The organism is Knoellia sp. S7-12, from assembly GCF_040518285.1.
Classification (GTDB): domain Bacteria; phylum Actinomycetota; class Actinomycetes; order Actinomycetales; family Dermatophilaceae; genus Knoellia.
Genome location: NZ_CP155449.1, coordinates 1676700 through 1694809, shown reverse-complemented (window position 1 = coordinate 1694809; position 18110 = coordinate 1676700). Strand labels below are relative to the sequence as shown.

Annotated in this window: 13 protein-coding genes; 4 read left to right on the top strand and 9 right to left on the bottom strand. The window is 69.3% G+C overall.

All coding sequences use genetic code 11. From position 1 onward, the window contains the following. Nucleotides 1-2: 2 nt before the first annotated feature. Both V6K52_RS08195 and V6K52_RS08190 read left to right on the top strand, forming a co-directional pair. Nucleotides 3-4781, top strand: a complete 4779-nt coding sequence (locus V6K52_RS08195) for an ATP-dependent helicase (RefSeq protein WP_353953378.1) — start codon at nucleotides 3-5, stop codon at nucleotides 4779-4781. Between the two features lie 48 nt (nucleotides 4782-4829). Continuing rightward, nucleotides 4830-5696, top strand: coding sequence for a DNA-formamidopyrimidine glycosylase family protein (locus V6K52_RS08190; RefSeq protein WP_353953377.1), 867 nt, complete (start codon nucleotides 4830-4832; stop codon nucleotides 5694-5696). Between the two features lie 7 nt (nucleotides 5697-5703). On the opposite strand, the gene V6K52_RS08185 is transcribed toward V6K52_RS08190, so the two are convergent. The 7 genes from V6K52_RS08185 to rimO form a co-directional block, all read right to left on the bottom strand. Continuing rightward, entirely contained in the window at nucleotides 5704-6327 is a 624-nt protein-coding gene (locus tag V6K52_RS08185; protein WP_353953376.1) for a response regulator transcription factor, read from the bottom strand. Continuing rightward, the gene (locus V6K52_RS08180) at nucleotides 6324-7748 is read right to left on the bottom strand and encodes an ATP-binding protein (RefSeq protein WP_353953375.1); all 1425 of its coding nucleotides are present in this window, start codon (nucleotides 7746-7748) and stop codon (nucleotides 6324-6326) included. The genes V6K52_RS08185 and V6K52_RS08180 overlap by 4 nt, the downstream gene beginning before the upstream one ends. Then, nucleotides 7749-8201 (bottom strand): hypothetical protein, encoded by a 453-nt coding sequence (locus tag V6K52_RS08175; RefSeq protein ID WP_353953374.1) that lies wholly within the window; start codon nucleotides 8199-8201, stop codon nucleotides 7749-7751. Nucleotides 8202-8405: 204 nt separating this feature from the next. Further along, on the bottom strand, nucleotides 8406-8987 hold the full coding sequence (locus V6K52_RS08170; protein WP_353953373.1) for a GrpB family protein: 582 nt from the start codon (nucleotides 8985-8987) through the stop codon (nucleotides 8406-8408). A gap of 71 nt (nucleotides 8988-9058) precedes the next feature. Then, nucleotides 9059-9361, bottom strand: a complete 303-nt coding sequence (locus V6K52_RS08165; protein WP_353953372.1) for a helix-turn-helix transcriptional regulator — start codon at nucleotides 9359-9361, stop codon at nucleotides 9059-9061. Between the two features lie 169 nt (nucleotides 9362-9530). Then, entirely contained in the window at nucleotides 9531-10676 is a 1146-nt protein-coding gene (gene pgsA, locus V6K52_RS08160) for a CDP-diacylglycerol--glycerol-3-phosphate 3-phosphatidyltransferase (protein ID WP_353953371.1), read from the bottom strand. Nucleotides 10677-10686: 10 nt separating this feature from the next. Further along, entirely contained in the window at nucleotides 10687-12093 is a 1407-nt protein-coding gene (gene rimO / locus V6K52_RS08155) for a 30S ribosomal protein S12 methylthiotransferase RimO (protein ID WP_353953370.1), read from the bottom strand. 69 nt (nucleotides 12094-12162) lie between these two features. On the opposite strand from rimO, the gene V6K52_RS08150 reads away from it, so the two are divergent. Then, entirely contained in the window at nucleotides 12163-13347 is a 1185-nt protein-coding gene (locus tag V6K52_RS08150) for a dipeptidase (protein ID WP_353953369.1), read from the top strand. Between the two features lie 6 nt (nucleotides 13348-13353). Here the strand turns inward: V6K52_RS08150 and V6K52_RS08145 are convergent, their stop codons facing one another. Beyond that, nucleotides 13354-14061 (bottom strand): ion channel, encoded by a 708-nt coding sequence (locus V6K52_RS08145; protein ID WP_353953368.1) that lies wholly within the window; start codon nucleotides 14059-14061, stop codon nucleotides 13354-13356. Nucleotides 14062-14114: 53 nt separating this feature from the next. Between V6K52_RS08145 and V6K52_RS08140 the strand changes: the two genes are divergently transcribed. Further along, the gene (locus V6K52_RS08140; protein ID WP_353953367.1) at nucleotides 14115-15227 is read left to right on the top strand and encodes a MauE/DoxX family redox-associated membrane protein; all 1113 of its coding nucleotides are present in this window, start codon (nucleotides 14115-14117) and stop codon (nucleotides 15225-15227) included. On the opposite strand, the gene V6K52_RS08135 is transcribed toward V6K52_RS08140, so the two are convergent. Further along, nucleotides 15211-17970, bottom strand: coding sequence for a DNA translocase FtsK 4TM domain-containing protein (locus V6K52_RS08135; RefSeq protein ID WP_353953366.1), 2760 nt, complete (start codon nucleotides 17968-17970; stop codon nucleotides 15211-15213). The two genes, V6K52_RS08140 and V6K52_RS08135, sit on opposite strands and share 17 nt — an antisense overlap. Nucleotides 17971-18110: the final 140 nt, after the last annotated feature.

Here is an 18110-nt window from a genome sequence, read left to right as displayed (position 1 = left end):
TCATGACGGCTGACGTTCTCGAGCGCTTCTCTCCGGCCACGGCTACGTGGTTCCGAGACTCCTTCAGCGCGCCCACACAGGCTCAGATCGGCGCCTGGGAAGCGATCAGCTCGGGTCACCACGCCCTCGTCGTCGCGCCGACCGGGTCGGGCAAGACCTTGTCGGCCTTCCTCTGGGCCCTCGACCGGCTCGGCACCGAGCCGGTTCCCGCAGAGAAGCTCAAACGGTGCCGAGTCCTCTACATCTCGCCGATGAAGGCACTGGCCGTTGACGTCGAGCGCAACCTGCGCAGCCCGCTCGTCGGCATCGGTCACGCAGCCACCCGGCTCGGCGTGCCGCAACCAGACATCACCGTGTCGGTGCGCAGCGGCGACACGCCTGCCAACGAACGCCGCGTGTTCGCGCGAGCGCCCAGCGACATCCTCATCACGACGCCGGAGTCGCTCTTCCTCCTGCTCACGTCCCAGGCGCGCGAAGCCCTGCGTGGAGTGGAGACGGTCATCCTCGATGAGGTCCACGCCGTCGCCGGCACCAAGCGAGGCGCCCACCTCGCCCTGTCGCTCGAGCGACTCGACGCCCTGCTCGAGCAGCCGGCCCAGCGCATCGGCCTGTCCGCCACCGTCGAGCCGGTCGACGAGGTGGCTCGCTACCTCGCCGGCGGTCGACCCGTCGACGTTGTTCGTCCACCTTCGACCAAGGAGTGGGAGCTCGACGTCGTCGTCCCGATCCCCGACATGTCGGCTCTGGGTGAAGTCGTCGAGGACGACCTCAGCGGTCCTGCCTCCGGCGCGGAGCGACGCGCGTCGATCTGGCCCCATGTCGAGGAACGCATCGTCGATCTCGTTGCGGCACACCGCTCGACACTCGTCTTCGCCAACTCCAGACGTCTGGCCGAAAGGCTCACCGCTCGCCTCAACGAGATCTGGGAGGAGCGGCTCGAGGCCGCCGCGGACGAGGTTGAAGGCGGCGGTGACGTGGCCGCAGTCACCGGTGACGCTGTCGCGGTGGTGGGCGCGGGTCCCACGCTCCGCGTGGGCCGGCATACCGGCTCATCCGGCACACCGGCACAGGTGATGGCGCAGTCGGGATCGTCAACCGGTGCGGCCCCCGTCCTGGCCCGCGCGCACCACGGCTCGGTCAGCAAGGAGCATCGTCAGCTCATCGAGGAGGACCTCAAGGCCGGGCGCCTGCCAGCCGTGGTCGCGACCTCGAGCCTGGAGCTTGGGATCGACATGGGTGCGATCGACCTCGTCATCCAGGTCGAGTCACCCCCTTCGGTCGCCAGCGGGCTGCAGCGAGTCGGCCGGGCCGGTCACCAGGTCGGTGCCGTTTCGCGAGGGATCCTCTTCCCGAAGTTCCGTGGCGACCTCGTGCAGACGGCCGTCGTCGTCGAACGCATGCGGGCCGGAGCCATCGAGTCGCTGCGGGTGCCGGCGAACCCGGTCGACGTCCTCGCCCAGCAGATCGTGGCGATGACCGCCCTTGACGACTGGGCGGTCGAAGACCTCGAGCAGGTCGTGCGCCGCGCCGCGCCCTTCGCGGGGCTACCCCGGTCGATCCTCGAGTCGGTGCTCGACATGCTGTCGGGGCGCTACCCCAGCGACGAGTTCGCCGAGCTGCGCCCCCGCATCGTCTGGGACCGCGTGACCGGCACCCTGTCGGGGCGACCGGGCGCCCAGCGCCTGGCCGTCACCTCGGGCGGCACGATCCCGGACCGTGGTCTGTATGCGGTGTTCCTCGCCACCGGTGAAGGCACCGGTCGCCGGGTGGGTGAGCTTGATGAGGAGATGGTTTACGAGTCGCGGATCGGCGACGTGTTCACCCTCGGCACGTCCACGTGGCGGATCGAGGACATCACTCACGACCGGGTGCTCGTCACCCCCGCACCGGGTCAGCCGGGGCGGCTCCCGTTCTGGAAGGGCGACCAGCTGGGGCGGCCGGCCGAGCTCGGCAAGGCGGTCGGCGCATTCGTGCGCGAGGTCGCGGCGTCGACTCCTGCGCAGGCACGCGCCCGGGTCTCCGCCGCGGGACTCGACGCCTGGGCGACCGACAACCTGGTCGGCTATCTCGACGAGCAACGCGCGGCCACCGGCCACGTCCCCGACGACAGGACGATCGTCGTCGAGCGCTTCCGCGACGAGATCGGTGACTGGCGCGTCGTCGTGCACAGCCCCTTTGGCGGTCAGGTCCACGCTCCGTGGGCACTGTGTGTCTCGGCGCGGATGCGTGAGCGCTTCGGGGTCGACGTGCAGGCGATGCATGGTGACGACGGCATCGTGTTCCGACTGCCCGACCTCGAGCTCGATGGCGACAACGATGGGTCCTCGGGCCGCGGCGCCGCGGCCGAGCTCCTCGATCTCGTGCGGCTCGACCCCGATGACGTCCACGATCTTGTCACCGGCGAGATCGGCGGGTCGGCCCTCTTCGCGGCCAGGTTCCGCGAGTGCGCATCGCGAGCCCTGCTCCTGCCACGACGCCGCCCCGACCGCCGCCAACCCCTGTGGCAACAGCGGCAACGGGCGGCGCAGCTACTCGAGGTCGCGAGCCAATATGCCTCGTTCCCGATCGTGCTCGAAACCGTGCGCGAGTGCGTCCAGGATGTCTTCGACGTGCCCGGGCTCACCGCCCTCATGTCGTCGATCGCCTCTCGCGACGTGACACTCGTCGACGTCGAGTCCACACAACCGTCCCCGTTCGCCCGGTCACTGATGTTCGGCTACGTCGCGCAGTTCCTCTATGAAGGCGACTCGCCGCTGGCCGAGAAGCGCGCCGCGGCGCTCTCCCTCGACCCGACGCTGCTGGCCGAGCTGCTCGGTCGAGGTGAGGGTCTCTCACTGCGAGATCTCCTTGACCCCGAGGCGATCGCCCGCACCGAAGCCGAGCTGCAGCGCCTCGCCGAGGACCGCAAGTGCCGTGACGGCGAGGACGTCGCCGACCTCCTGCGCACGCTGGGTCCGTTGTCGCTGAGCGAGATCGAGCGCCGCACCCGCGAAGGCGTCGTGACGCGCGACATCGGCGGATGGCTCGTCGACCTCGAGGGCGCTCGGCGCATCATCCGGGTCCGGATCGCCGGCGAGGAACGTTGGTCCGCGATCGAGGACGCATCACGGCTGCGCGACGCTCTCGGAGTCTCACTCCCGGTCGGCGTGCCACAGGTGTTCCTCGAGCCGGTCCCCGATCCCCTCGGTGACCTCGTGGCACGCTACGCCCGCACCCACGGCCCCTTCCAGGTGCAGTCCCTGTCGCAGTGGTGGGGAGTCGGCCCGGCCGTCGCCCTGGACGCGCTCCGTCGACTGGTCGCCGTGGGTCGTGTGGTCGAGGGCGAGCTGCTCCCGACCGAGAGCGGCGGTGGACAGCACGGCCTCGACCATTGCGACGCCGAGGTGCTGCGGACGCTGCGACGCCGCTCATTGGCGGCCCTGCGCGCCGAGGTCGAGCCGGTGGCGGCGGTCGAACTCGCCCGGTTCCTGCCTCAGTGGCAGTCAGTGGGTGGTGGCCTGCGGGGGCGTGAGGGCCTCATTCGCGCTGTCGAGCAGCTCGCAGGGGCGGTCCTGCCCGCCAGCGCGCTCGAGTCCCTGGTGCTCCCCGCTCGGGTCGTTGGCTACTCCCCCGCTCTCCTCGATGAGCTGATGAGTATCGGCGAGGTCGTCTGGCGCGGCCACGGCTCTTTGCCCGGCGACGACGGCTGGGTGTCACTCCACCTCGCCGAGACGGCAGACGTGACCATGACCGCGCCCGATGACACAGAACTCGGCGATCGCGCACAGTCCGTGCTCGACGTCCTCGTGGGTGGCGGCGCCTACTTCTTCCGCGCACTGGCCGACCTCGCCGAGGGCAGTGACAGCGACGTGGCCGAGGACCTCTGGTCACTCGTGTGGTCGGGACACGTCTCTGGTGACACCTTCGCGCCGATGCGCGCGCTGCTCGCCGGCGGACGCACAGCACACAAGCGCTCGACCGCCGGACCGCGGGCCACCCGCTATGCCGGCCGCAACGGCTCCCTCGGAACCCTCGGCGGTCGTCGCGGTGCCTCCCGACCGCTCACCGTCGCTCGCGCAGCGCCGGCGATCGTGGCAGGGCGCTGGTCCCTCCTTCCCGGGGTGGAGACCGACCCGACGGTGCGCACCCTGGCCACTGCCGAGATCCTGCAGGATCGTTATGGCGTGCTGACTCGGGGCAGTGTCGTCGCCGAAGACGTCCCCGGAGGCTTCGCTGCTGTCTATCGCGTGCTGGCAGCGGCCGAAGAGTCGGGGCGGGTCCGTCGCGGCTACTTCGTGGAGTCGTTGGGAGCAGCACAGTTCGCGACGACCGGTGCCATCGACCGGCTGCGCGCCCACGCTCGCCAGCTCGGGGCCACGCCTGACGCCGCCGCGCAGCGCGCTCTCGTCCTCGCCGCCACCGATCCTGCGAACGCCTACGGCGCAGCCCTGCCGTGGCCCGACCGCCCGGTTGCCGAGGACGCTGACGAGCCGACACCGACCGGGCGTCGAGGTCACCAACCGGGTCGCAAGGCCGGGGCCCTCGTGATCCTCGTCGACGGCGACCTCGTCCTCTATGTCGAGCGCGGCGGCAAGACGCTGCTGTCGTGGACCGATGACCCGGTGAGTCTGCAGGCTGCCGCTGATGCCCTGGCCCTGGCCGTTCGCGAAGGCGCCCTCGGCCGACTCACCGTCGAAAAGGCCGACGGTGGTGCCATCCTTGGCTCCGGCCACCCCCTCGTCGACGCCCTTGCCCAGGCCGGGTTCCACACGACGCCCCGCGGCCTGCGGCTGCGACGATGAAGCGCACGCTCGCGGCACCCCTCCCCGCGCAACCGCGGACGGGTAGCCATGCCTGAGGGCGACACCGTCTGGCGCACTGCCCACCGCCTGCACCGCGCCCTCAGCGGCGAACCCATCACGCTCAGCGACTTCAGGTTTCCCGAGATCGCCACGGCCGACCTGCGAGGGGCGGTGACCACCGAGATCGTGAGCCGCGGCAAGCACCTGCTGCACCGCGTCGACTCCGGGCTGACCGTCCACTCCCACCTCAAGATGGAGGGGCAGTGGCGGGTCGAGCGCGTCGCGGACACCGCGCGCTGGCTGCGCCGTGCTGACCTCCGTGCTGCTGTGGGCACCGACACCTGGTCGGCTCTGGGTCTGCGGCTCGGCCTGCTCGAGATCGTGCCGACCTCACGCGAGGGCGACATCGTCGGGCATCTCGGCCCCGACGTCCTTGGACCCGACTGGGACGTCGAGCGGGCGATCCATCGGCTCCTCGCCTCGACCACTGTCATCGGTGCCGCCCTCCTCGACCAGCGGGTACTCGCCGGGGTCGGCACGCTCTGGGCGTCGGAATCCCTCTTCATCGAGCAGATCGGACCGTGGTCTGCTGCAGCTGATCTCGCTCCGGAGCGTGTGGAGGCCCTCGTTGCGCGGATCCATCGCCTCATGGATGCCTCACGCCACCACGCCGTGCAGTCGAGCACAGGCGTGCGGCGTCGCGGCGAGGAGCACTTCGTGCACGCGCGGTCGGGAAGGCCGTGTCGTCGCTGCGGCAACACCATCCGGGTGTCGATGATCGGACCCGCTGGGCGTGAGCGGACGATGTTCTACTGTCCAACGTGCCAAGGAGGCATCGCTCCCGGCGACGACGGCCGCCCGCAGCGACCGCTCGGCTCGTCGGGTGGTCGGTCGAATCCCTACCGCCGCGCCTGAGCGGCGCTCACTGTTGACCGGACGGATTGTCCCTGGCCCACAAGGCCGCGCTCGTCCGATCGAGCACACCGATCTCCCGGAAGATCCGACCCAGGTGGGCCTTGACCGTCCGTTCGCTGATCCCGAGAACGCGACCGATCTGCTTGTTGGCCAGCCCCTGTGCGACGAGTTCGAGGACCTCGTGCTCGCGTGGGCTGAGCCCATCACCCTCTCGGTCGGCAGCGGTCGGGAGGAGCACCCCCGCGACCCGCGCGTCCACGGGTGCGTACCCTTGCGCCGCGGCGCGCACCGCCGCCAGCAGTTCCGTGGGCTCGGCGTCCTTGAGCTGATAGCCGATCGCCCCTGCACGCAAGGCGGCCTTGACTGCGTCGCGATCGGAGAAGGACGTCAACACCACGACCTTGGCTTCTGGCGCCACCTTGAGGACCTCTCGGGTGGCCTCTCCGCCACCCATGACGGGCATCGAGAGGTCCATGAGAACGACCTCCGGCTGGCAGTCCCGCGCGACGGCGATCGCCTCCGCGCCGTTCGCCGCCTGCCCCACGATCTCGATGGTGCCGCTCGCCTCCAGCAGGGCGATGAGGCCGGCCCGCACCATGGCGTGGTCATCGACGACCAGGACTCGGATCACGGCGACTCCTCAAGAGCGAGGGTGAGTCTCCAATGCGTCCCGGCGCCCGGGGCCGACGCCACCTCGAGAGAGGCGTCCGCGTCCGTGGCGAGGTCTCGCAGCACCCGGAGCCCGAAGTGGTCCGGCAACGGGTTCTGCAGGATCCCTGTGTCGAACCCCGGACCGTCGTCGGCCACCTCGAGCACCACTGCGTCGTCGACCCGGGCGAGCGAGACGTCCACTGTGGATCCAACTGCGTGCTTCGCTGCGTTGTAGAGGCACTCCTGCGCGATGCGGTACACGAGCCGCTCCTCACTGTCAGTCAGCCGGAGCTCCGAGTCGGGGTCCGAGCGCAGACGCACAACGAGCCCGCGACTGGTGGCCGAGGAGGCCAGGTCCCCGAGCGCGGCCACGAGCCCCGACCCGGACAGCGTCGGCGGGTAGATGTCGACAAGCAGCGAGCGCAGAATCCGGATGTTGTGCCGCACCGACCTGGCCACCGTGTCGAGTCCGGCGGCCGCTTGCTCATCTCCCGACGTCCGGGCGCGGGCGGCCGCGCCGGCGGCGGCGAAGGACGATGCCACGAGGTCCTGGACCGGCCCGTCGTGCAACGTTCCGGCGATCCGGCGGCGCTCGGTGTCGGAGGCCTCGACGGTTCTCTCCAGAAGCCGTTCACGCTGGCGCTGGCTCTCGGCCAGACGTCGCAGCAACCGCCACAGGACCGGGGCCATCAGCACGATGAGTAGGAGCAGGCTGCTCAGGGTGACGCCCGCGAACCCCCGCCACAGCTGTGAGGTGCGAGCCTCCACCGACACGTAGGGCGAATACGTCTCGAACAGCAACTGGCGGCCGTCGGGCGCCCACACTGGTCGATAGACCTCCAACAGCCGGCCACCGGTCTCGAACTCGTTCTCGCTGCTGTCCAGGTCCGAGACCTCGGCGATCGTCTGGGGCTGGGCCAGAGAGGCCAACTGGTCCTCACTCAGGGAGAAGGTTCGCCCGATCAGCTGGGGCTCGTCGGCATACACGACGTCTCCTGTCGGCGACCACAGCTTCACCCGGACGATGGACGGACCGAGGACATGGTCATGGATCAGCGCGTCGAAGTCGGCGATGGCACCGGTGTCGCCGTCGACGAGCAAGTCGGTGAGGGCGGGTGTGATGACTGCATCGGCCAGCACGTCGGCGGTCTTTGCCGCGTCGTTGACGGCCTCCCGCTCCGCGAGCCGTCTGGCGGCGAGCGTCCCGAGGACTCCCACCACAGCGAACACCACGACAAGGGCCGCGAGCAGTTGCAGGAGCACACGTCGTGGCCGGAGGGGTCGCTCGACCGCCACCTCGTGTCGGGGCTGAGACACGGTCACCCACGCGACCGGTGCCGCCGACTCGGGCACCGGGAGGTGCGAGTCGGAGGCCGCGGCGTCGCTCCGCGTGTCGGTCACTCAGTCATCCTCACCGTGGTCGGAGCCGTGGCGCGAGTCTTGGCGCAAGTCGTCCGAACCATGGCCGGAGTTGTCCGAACCGTGGCCGGAGTTGTCCGAGCGGTGTGCCGGGTCGTCACGGTCGTCCCCGGCCTCGGTGCGCTGGTCGCGGGGTCGGTTCCCGCCGTGGTCGTCCATCGTCGAGGACGGTCCCGGTGTGCCACTCGGGTCACTGGACGGTGTACGGTCCGTGCCCCGGTCGTCGCCGGGTTCGGTCCTCAGGTCCCGGGGGGTTGCTCCCCCGTGGTCGTCGGTGGAACGTGGTGCGGGCACGGTCAGGGTGCGGTTGACCTGGCCGCTCTTCGGGACACTGACGGGGACCTCCTGGGAGAACGAGGCGTTCCCCCAGAGTCCGAACGTCGCCGGGACGAGGGCGAGGAGCAGTGCCGCGAGGATCATGCTGATGCGCTTCATGGGATGTCCTTCCGAGAACAGTGTGGGGCGGACCACCGGCTGGTGGAGCGATTCCGGGCGAAACCCTGATGGTCTCCTCGGACTGCACTCGATCCGTGTCCCCAATCTGTGCCGGAACCATGGACGGGCGGTATGGGGCAATGGTCGTAAGACCACGCAGGTCACAGCCCCTGGGGAGCCGAGCTGGGCGCCGCTGACGGCCGTCTATGTCTGCGGCCCGGCTGCCCGCCGAAGGATCTCCTCGATCACGCCGGACTTCGCGTCGGCGTAGTCCTGGACGAAGCGCCACTCGTGCCCGGCAAGCTGTCGCTTCACCGCGGCATACCGGTCGCGGTCCTTTGGGTGTGAGCGGAGCCAGTCACGCAAGCCCAGCAGGCGCTCGATCTCTTGCCCACCCAGGTCGGGTGAGAGCACGTGAAGGTTGATGTCGTGGGGCGAGCCGCGATCCACCCGCTGATAGAGCACTCGATGCTCCAACCAATCGGGCTCGCGGATCTGCAGCCAGTAGCCGAGGGCCTCCAGCGCCGGGACGTAGGCGTCCTCGGCGGCGGGGTCTGCCACCTGCAGCAGGATGTCGATGATGGGCTTCGCGGGCAGGTGCGGCACCGACGTCGATCCGACGTGGTCGACCGCGAGGGCGCTCACGCCGAGAGCCGTCCGGATGGCCGCAGCGTCCGAGTCGAACAGCCTCGCCCAGGCGGGATCCGACTCGTGCAGCACGACCGGGACGGAGAAGGGTTCGAGACGCTTGCCCACGACAGGGTTCGTCACGTCGGGACTTGGCACGTCAGGATTCGAGACGTCAGGCCCTGACGCGACGGGATCTGGCGTGAGCGAGGCCGCCACGAGGCGCTCGGTCAGGCCGCGGAGGCGGAGACCACGGCGGTGCGGCCACCGACCGGCAAGGACACCGGAGCACTGAGCGACTCGACGCGGGCGACGCGGCGACTGACGTCATCGAGCACGACCGACATCGGGATGTCGAGGGCTTCGCAGATGGCACCGAGGAGCTCCGATGAGGCTTCCTTGACCCCGCGCTCGACCTCGCTGAGATAGCCGAGGGAGACGGCGCCGGCCCCCGCCACGTCGCGCAGGGTGCGGCCCTGCTCTTGGCGCCGCTCGCGCAGCACCTCACCGAGCTCGTGTCGGAGCAGGATCATTCTCGGGCCTCCCTTCTCGGCGCTACGTCCAAGTCGTTGGTGTCCACGCTACATCGCATGGGCCTCATCACGTCGAAGTGTTCCGCACGGGGACCTATTCCCGCTGGTGATTCGGCGTGGCGCTCCGGGAAGGTCCGGTGTCGCCGACGACCATCTCGTTCAGGATGGCTCAACGACCGGCGGCCGGGACGTCGTCCGCGATGCAGGAGGCACACAGATCCAGGGCGGCGACGACCGACGCCGCCCGGATGGTCTCGCGGCTGCCCGACAGAGCGAGCTCTTGAACGGTCACGTGACCGGCATGCGCCACTGCGACAAAGACCTTCCCCACGGGGACTCCGTCCTGCGCGCCCGGGCCGGCCACCCCTGTGGTGGCGATGCCGATGTCAGCCCCCAGCATGCGGCACACTCCGGAAGCCATCTGACGAGCGACCTCGGCTTGGACTGGCCCCCCGGACGCAAGCAGGGCTTCACTCACGCCGAGCTGGTCCGCCTTGAGGTCGGTGTCGTAGGCGACGATCGACCCCCGCACCGTGGCCGAGGATCCCGGGATCTCGGTGAGGGCAGCGGCCACCAGGCCACCGGTGAGGGATTCGGCCGTGGCCACCGTAAAGCCCTGGCGGATGAGCGCCTCGACGAGGACTCGGGGCGACGCGGCCTTGGTGCCGACGCGCTGTTGGGCCGCCCGGCTCGCACGCTTCATGGCAGCTCGCTCGCTCGTCTGGCGCAGACGCAGTGCCTTCATTGCGATGTCCAGCCCGGTGACCACGGTGACGACGACAGCGACCGTGAGCACGATCGCCGCGGACCAGCGCCAGACGTCCGGCTCGGGGAACGACCACAAGGGCATCGAAAAGAGGAAGAGCCCGAGGCTTTGGAGTGCGGTCTTGACCTTGCCGCCCCGCCCTGCGGGCATGACCCCATGGCGGATCACGAGGAGCCGCATCCCCGTGATGCCCCACTCGCGGATCAGCACAACGATCGTGACCCACCACCAGATCTCACCAATGACGGACAGCCCGACGAAGCCCATGCTCATGAGGGTCTTGTCGGCGATCGGGTCGGCGATCTTGCCAAAATTCGTCACGAGCCCGCGACTGCGGGCGAGCTCGCCATCCACGCGGTCGGTCAACGTCGCGAAGGCGAAGATGGCTGCGGCCCACCACCGCAGGGACGTGTCAGAGCCGCCATCGGCGAGCAGGATCGCACCATAGACAGGGACCAGCAGGATGCGGAGCACCGTGAGCGCGTTGGGGAGGTTCCACGAGCTGACGGCGCCCGTGGCTTCACCGACCTGCGGTGAGGGTGAGGTCACCGCAGGACCTTCATGCTGAAACCGCGACGAGGTCGATACCTTCGGTCCCCACCACGGTCGCGAGCACGGTCTCGCCGATGACGGCGGTTGAGGCAACGACTCGCGTGGTCCCGTCGACGTCCGGCCCCTGGTGCTCTGCGCGTCCGATCACGTCATCACCGTTGTCGCCTGCGTTGGTTTCCTCGATGAGAACTCGGACACTCTCGCCGATCCGATCCTCCGCACGCTGCGCGGTGAGCTCCTCGATGAGGTCGGTGATGCGTTCGACTCGCTCGGAGATCGCCTGGGGAGCGATCTTGCCGGTCAGCAGCTCGCCCTCCGTGCCGTCCTCGTCGGAGTAGCCGAAGACGCCCACGACGTCGAGGCGAGCAGCGGTGAGGAACTCCGCCAGCTCATCGACCTCGGCCTCGGTCTCCCCGGGGAAGCCGACGATGACGTTGCTGCGGATGCCGGCCAGCGGCGAGCGGCGACGCACGTCGTCGATGAGCCCGAGGAAGGGCTCGGTGCCACCAAAGCGGCGCATCCGGCGTAGTAGTGGCGCCGAGGCATGCTGGAAGGACAGGTCGAACCAGGGCATGACCTCGGGGATGGCGACCATGGCGTCGAGCAGGCCGGGGCGCACCTCGGCCGGCTGGAGATAGGACACCCGAACCCGCTCGATGCCGTCGAGGTCGGCGAGCTCGGGCAGCAGGGCGTCCATGAGAGCGAGGTCGCCGAGGTCCTTGCCGTAGGACGTGGAGTTCTCGCTCACGAGGAAGAGTTCGCGCACGCCCTGCGTCGCGAGCCACCGGGCCTCCTCGATGACGTCGGTCGGGCGCCGAGAGACGAAGGAGCCACGGAACATCGGGATGGCGCAGAAGGCGCAGCGCCGGTCGCAACCGCTGGCAATCTTGAGGGGTGCCCAGGGGCCGGTCTCCAGACGGACCCGGGGAGCTGAGTGGCCCGGGAGCGCCACGTCGGCGGAGGCCTGCTGGCGCGTCGCTGGCGACAGGGGCAGCAGCTTGCGACGGTCGCTCGGCACGTGACTCGCGACCTCGCCGCCGTCGAGGATCGTGCGCAGGTGCGTCGACATGTCGGCGTAGGAGTCGAAGCCGAGGACCGCGTCAGCCTCCGGGAGCTCGTCGGCGAGCGTCTGGCCGTAGCGCTCGGCAAGGCAGCCCACGGCGACGACCTTCTGGGTCCGGCCGGTCTCCTTGAGCGACGAGGCTTCGATGAGGCTGTCGATCGAGTCCTTCTTGGCCTGCTCGACGAAGCCACACGTGTTGACGACGGCGACGTCGGCCTCCGAGGCATCATCGACGAGCGTCCAGCCGCCGGCCTTGAGCCGCCCGGCCAGCTCCTCCGAGTCGACGTCGTTGCGGGTGCAGCCAAGGGTGACGACGGCCACCGAGCGCGTGGTGGTGTCGGATGCAGGCATGCACCCACTCTAGTTGCGTGGGAGGTGCTGCCCGGACCGTGCCAGCCGCCGGTGTCCTAGGTTGGGCTGATGACGTCAACGTCCCAACCCATCGCCACCCTGCTCGCCACCCACCCCGTCTGGGACGGCCACAACGACTTGCCCTGGGAGGCTCGCAAGCAGGTGGCGTACGACCTCGACCGCCTCGACCTCGCTGGAGACGTCCGCACCACGCACACCGACATCGCCCGCATGCGTCGCGGCGGGATGGGGGCGCAGTTCTGGTCGGTCTACGTCGACGCCAAGTGGGCCGGCGAGAAGGCCGTCACGGCCACGCTCGAGCAGATCGACTTCGTCAGGACAATGACGACCCGGTATGCCGGTGAGCTGGCTCTCGCGGTCAGCTCAGCGGACGTGCGTGCCGCACGTGCCTCCGGACGCATCGCGTCCCTGATGGGCGCCGAGGGCGGCCACAGCATCGACTCCTCGCTCGGGGCCCTGCGCATGCTCCACACATTGGGCGTCCGCTACCTGACGCTCACCCACAACGACAACGTCCCATGGGCGGACTCGGCCACCGACGAGCCGGTCCTCGGTGGTCTCTCCCCCTTCGGCCACGAGGTCGTGCGCGAGATGAACCGCATCGGCATGGCCGTCGACCTGTCCCACGTCTCGGCCGACACGATGCGTCACGCCCTCGCCACGACGACGGCGCCGGTCATGTTCTCGCACTCCTCTGCTCGCGCCGTCTGCGACCACCCTCGCAACGTCCCCGACGACGTCCTTGCCCAGCTCTCCGACAACGGCGGCCTCTGCATGGTCACGTTCGTGCCCAAGTTCATCTCGCGCGCCGTGCGCGAGTGGGACCTCGAGGCTGCGGATACTGCGGCGGCCGAGGGTGTCCACTGGGCCGACCACGCGGCATACACACCGTTTCTCGAGCGCCACCGCGCGACGCATCCTCAGCCGGTGGCCACGCTCGAAGATGTCGTCGAGCACCTCGAGCACGTGCGTGCGGTTGCTGGCGTCGATCACATCGGCCTCGGCGGTGACTACGACGGGGTCGGCGTTCTGCCAACGGGTCTCGAGGACGTCTCGGCCTATCCACGCCTGCTCGAGGCGCTGGCCGACCGCGGCTGGTCCGACGAGGATCTGGGCAAACTGACGTGGAGCAACGCCCTGCGCGTTCTCGAGGGCGTCGAGGACACGGCTCGCGACCTCAGCGCGTCGCGTGGTCCCAGCACCGCTCGGATCGAGGACCTCGACGGCGTCTGAACCGGCTCAGCCCCTGTTGCGCATGACGGTGAGCGCGACGAGGCGCGAGATGACCATCGCGACATACATGACGCCACTCAGTTGCTCGATGATCGCCACCGCTCTGGCTTGGGAGCCGATGGGAAGGACGTCGGACAGTCCCACGCTCGTGAGGTTGGCTCCCGAGAGGTAGAGCAGCTCAAGGAACGTCCGCTGTGTCGCTTCGTTGTGCCCGATGAACGACCCGGGCCACAGCTCCTGGATCGCGAGGAACAGGTAGGCGAAGGCGAAGAGCAGCACCGTGAAGGCGGCTCCGACGGCAAAGAGCTCGTCCTTGGTCACCCAGGCGTCCTCGAACATATAGGCGACCAGCCCGTAGGCCGTGTAGAAGTAGAAGAGCGACAGGGCCGTGTGCGCGAGGGGGACGACCACCGCGTTGTCCGGCGCGATGACAGCCCAGATCTCGAGGACCCCGGCCGGGAGGCCGATGAGGACCGAGAGCCAGGTGAGGGCCGGTGTGCTTCGGACGGTGAAGACGGCGATCGTGAGCGCGGACAGACTCAGAACTGTCAGGGCGAGGCGACCGTAGTAGAGCTCCTGCAGCCACGGCAACAGGATGATGACAAGCAACTGGACCGCAAGGAGGAAGGCGGAGGGCTGCTTGCGAAGAACTGCCTTCCACCGCTGGCTGCGGGTCGGCGGCTCACGCAGGTCATCCCAGAGCTTCGTCTCCATGACGGTCACTCTAAGCGGGGACGTGGACGCGAGGTCCGACCTACGATGACGACATGCAGCACGCCGCCTGGGTGATCGCGCCACTCGTCCTCGTCGGTACCCTCGCCTTCAGTGCGGCGGCCAAGGTCGGCAAGGGTGCCTCCCTGCGCAAGATCATCCGCAACCTACGGCTACCCGACAGGATTCTCCCCGAGCCCCTCGCCCGCGCAATCCCCGGGATCGAGCTCGCGCTCGTGGTCGGCCTGCTCACCCCATGGCTCCCCGTCTTCGGCGGTGCCGCGGCGGGCACGCTCTGCCTGATGGTCATCTACTGGGCCCTCATTGCGCGTGGTCTGACGATCACACCGCGACCCGACTGCGGCTGCTTCGGTCAGGCCGGTGATCACCGGATCTCCGGTCGCACCCTCCTGCGCAACACGGCCCTGGTCTCGGCCGCGGCCGCCACCCTGAGCCTGGCGGTGTCAGGGCGCACCTTGTGGTCCCTTGTCTCAGACTTTGGGGCGGGCGACGTCCTGTGGTTGGTTCTGGCGGCCCTCGCGTGTCTGGTGACCGGGCTCGTCGTGGGCCGGTTCGAGTCTCCGCCACCGTTCACGATGCCTGACCAGCACGAGCCGCCAGCTGCCACCGCGCAGCCCGACGACGAGGACGACTACGTCCGCAAGCCCACGCCGGAGCTCGTCGTCTTCGACCCGGACACCGGTCCCGTCACCCTGAGCGAGCTGGCGACTACCAAGGCCCAACTCCTTGTCTTCGTCAACTGCTACTGCGCCTCCACCCGTGACGTCATCGCGCAGATCGAGAGCTGGCAGGAGCGGCTTGGCCTCGTGGACGTGCGCATGGTTTTCTCGGTGCCGATCGTCGAGCGGCTCATCCCGACCACACCGCCTGGAAGTCTGCTCGACCACCGGGGCCTCGCGTGGCAGGCGTTGGAACTCGCCGACTCACCGAACGCCCTGTTGCTGGGCGTCGACGGCTATCTCGCCGGTGGGCCCGTGTTCGGCCCCGACGAGGTCACGGACTTCATCGACGACGTCGAGGACTCCTTGCGCGCGGCACCCGAGGCCGCCGTCGACACTGCTGCCGTCGACACTGCCCACGGCAGCGCGGACGAGCGCACTGTTGACAAGGTCGGCCAGGCGGAGGGACAGCTCACCGGTGATCGGTGAGTTCCCACGCGTCCTCGCTGTCGTCCTCGTCCTCGTCCCACGCTTCGACCTGGGGCCGACTCGCGAGACCGGCTGCGACGGCGTCGGGGCCGTAGCGGTCGTTCGGAACCTGCTGGGTCTGGGCGGTCGAGGGCGACGGAACCGATCGATCGGCCTGCGAGACATGGGCCTGAGGCACCTCGTCGGTGGCCTGGTTGTCGAAGGCCGGATCCGGATCAGGCACCTCATCGCCGCGCAACAGCGCAAGCGTCGTCTCGAGGTCGTCCGGGCGGACGAGCACATCGCGCGCCTTGGACCCTTCGGAGGGACCAACGACCCCGCGTGACTCGAGCAGGTCCATGAGACGTCCGGCCTTGGCGAAGCCGACGCGCAGCTTGCGCTGGAGCATCGAGGTGGAGCCGAACTGGGTCGTCACGACGAGTTCGGTGGCCTGCAGCAACAGGTCGAGGTCGTCGCCGATGTCATCGTCAAGGTTCTTCTTGGGCGCGACCACGGCAACGTCGTCGCGATAGGTCGGCTTCAGCTGACCCGTCACGTGGGCGACCGCTTCCTGGATCTCGGTCTCCGTGACCCACGCACCCTGGACCCGCATCGGCTTGCTGGCGCCCATGGGCAGGAAGAGTGCGTCACCCTGCCCGAGAAGCTTCTCGGCGCCGGGCTGGTCGAGCACGACTCGGCTGTCGGCGAGCGATGACGTCGCGAACGCCATGCGGCTGGGCACGTTGGCCTTGATGAGTCCGGTGACGACGTCGACCGACGGGCGCTGGGTGGCGAGCACGAGGTGGATGCCGGCGGCGCGCGCGAGCTGGGTGATGCGGACGATGCACTCCTCGACGTCGCGAGGGGCAACCATCATGAGGTCAGCGAGCTCGTCGACGACGACGAGGAGGTAGGGGTAGGGCTGGATGATCCGCTTCGAGCCCGGCAGCGGCTGGACCTTGCCGGACTTCACCGCCTTGTTGAAGTCGTCGACGTGCTTGTAGCCGTAGGCCGCGAGGTCGTCGTAGCGCTGATCCATCTCGCGCACGACCCACTGGAGGGCCTCCGCCGCCTTCTTGGGATTGGTGATGATCGGCGTGATGAGGTGCGGGATGCCTTCGTAGGCCGTGAGTTCGACCCGTTTGGGGTCGACGAGCACCATGCGCACCTCGTCGGGGGTGGCCCGCATGAGGATCGAGGTGATCATCGAGTTGACGAAGCTCGACTTGCCCGAGCCCGTGGCACCGGCGACGAGCAGGTGGGGCATCTTGGCGAGGTTGGCGATGACGTAGCCGCCCTCGACGTCCTTGCCGACGCCCATGACCATCGGGTGGTGGTTGTCGCGCGCGACTCGGCTGCGCAGGACGTCACCGAGGCAGACCATCTCCTTGTCCGGGTTCGGGATCTCGATGCCGATGGCGGACTTGCCCGGGATGGGACTGAGGATGCGCACGTCGGCCGAGGCGACGGCATACGCGATGTTCTTGGAGAGCGCGGTGACGCGCTCGACCTTGATGCCCGGGCCGAGCTCGACGATGTAGCGGGTGACCGTCGGTCCACGGGTGAAGCCGGTGACCTGCGCGTCGATGCCGAACTCGTCCAGCACGTTGGTCAGCGCCTCGACGACCCGGTCGTTGGCCTCGGAGCGCTCCTTGTGCGGGGCACCCTGCTTGAGGACCTCGTTGCCGGGAAGCGTGTAGGTGACGTCGCCTGCGAGCGAGAGCTGCTCGACCCGCTGCGGCAACGGAGTGGTCGGCGGTGCCTCGAGCCGGGTCGGTTCGAGCGGAGCCTTGGCGGCGGGGGCCAGAACGCCCGGAGCCGTGGGTCGCTTCTCTCCGGGACGGGGCCCGCCCTCTTCGATGACGGGCGGCGGGGTCGTTGCCGGGCGGTTCTTGCGCCCCTTGCCACCGACCTTGTCCTCGTAGTCGACGATGGCCGCCTGCTCGTAGGCCTCGTCGCCCACGAGCGGCTCGTCGGGCAGGGCGCGATTGCGGCGAGCCTTCTTGGCCGGCACCTCATCGGTGTCGTCGCCGTCATCGGCGTATGCCGGGTGGCCCAGAAGCGTTGCCCGCAGCTGGTCGAGGCGGTCCGGGATTTCGTGCACCGGCGTCGCGGTGAGGACGAGCACCCCGAAGATCCCGACAAGGATGAGGAGCGGGATCGTGCCATAGATCGAGACTGCTGCTTCGAGCGGGCTGGAGGCGAGGAAGCCGATGATGCCGCCCGCGGCGCGCATGCCGTCGGCGCCAGCCGGGGGCTCGGGGATGCCCGCACTCACGTGCACGATGCCGGTGCTGGCGAAGGCGAGCAGGGCGGTGCCGATGGCCATGCGGTTGGTCGCGGGGTGCTCACGCGGGGTGCGCCACAGGTGGAGGCCGAAGAGCAGCAGGACGATGGGGAGGGCGTAGGCGACGCGACCGAACGTTCCGGCCGCGACGGCGTGGGTGACGTCACCGACAGACCCGTTGAAACCCCACCACTCGCGTGCGGCCACGACGACGGCCAGCACGATGAGGGTCAGGCCGGCACCGTCGCGACGGTGCTCGGGTTCGAGGTCCTGTCCGGCGTGGGAGACCTTGCGGACCGTGCCGCCAGTGGCGTGGGCCAGGCCCATCCACGCTCCGCGCACCGCTGCGATCGGCATCGGCGTGCCGCCCTTGGCCGGAGCCTTCTTGCGGCTCGTGGGCCGGGCAGGCGCGCGACGGTTCGCCGGCCGGCTGGAGGCCGGACGGGAGCGCGCTGGAGAAGTTGAACGGGAGGCCATGCTCCGCACCCTAGGCGAAAGTCACCTCAGACACACGCGTCACACGCGCAACATGGCCAAGGCAACTCGTCCCTGCAAACGGGGTCTTCGCCCCTCCGACGCGTGGATTCGTGCCTTTGCGTGTGCGCGCTCAGTGCTCC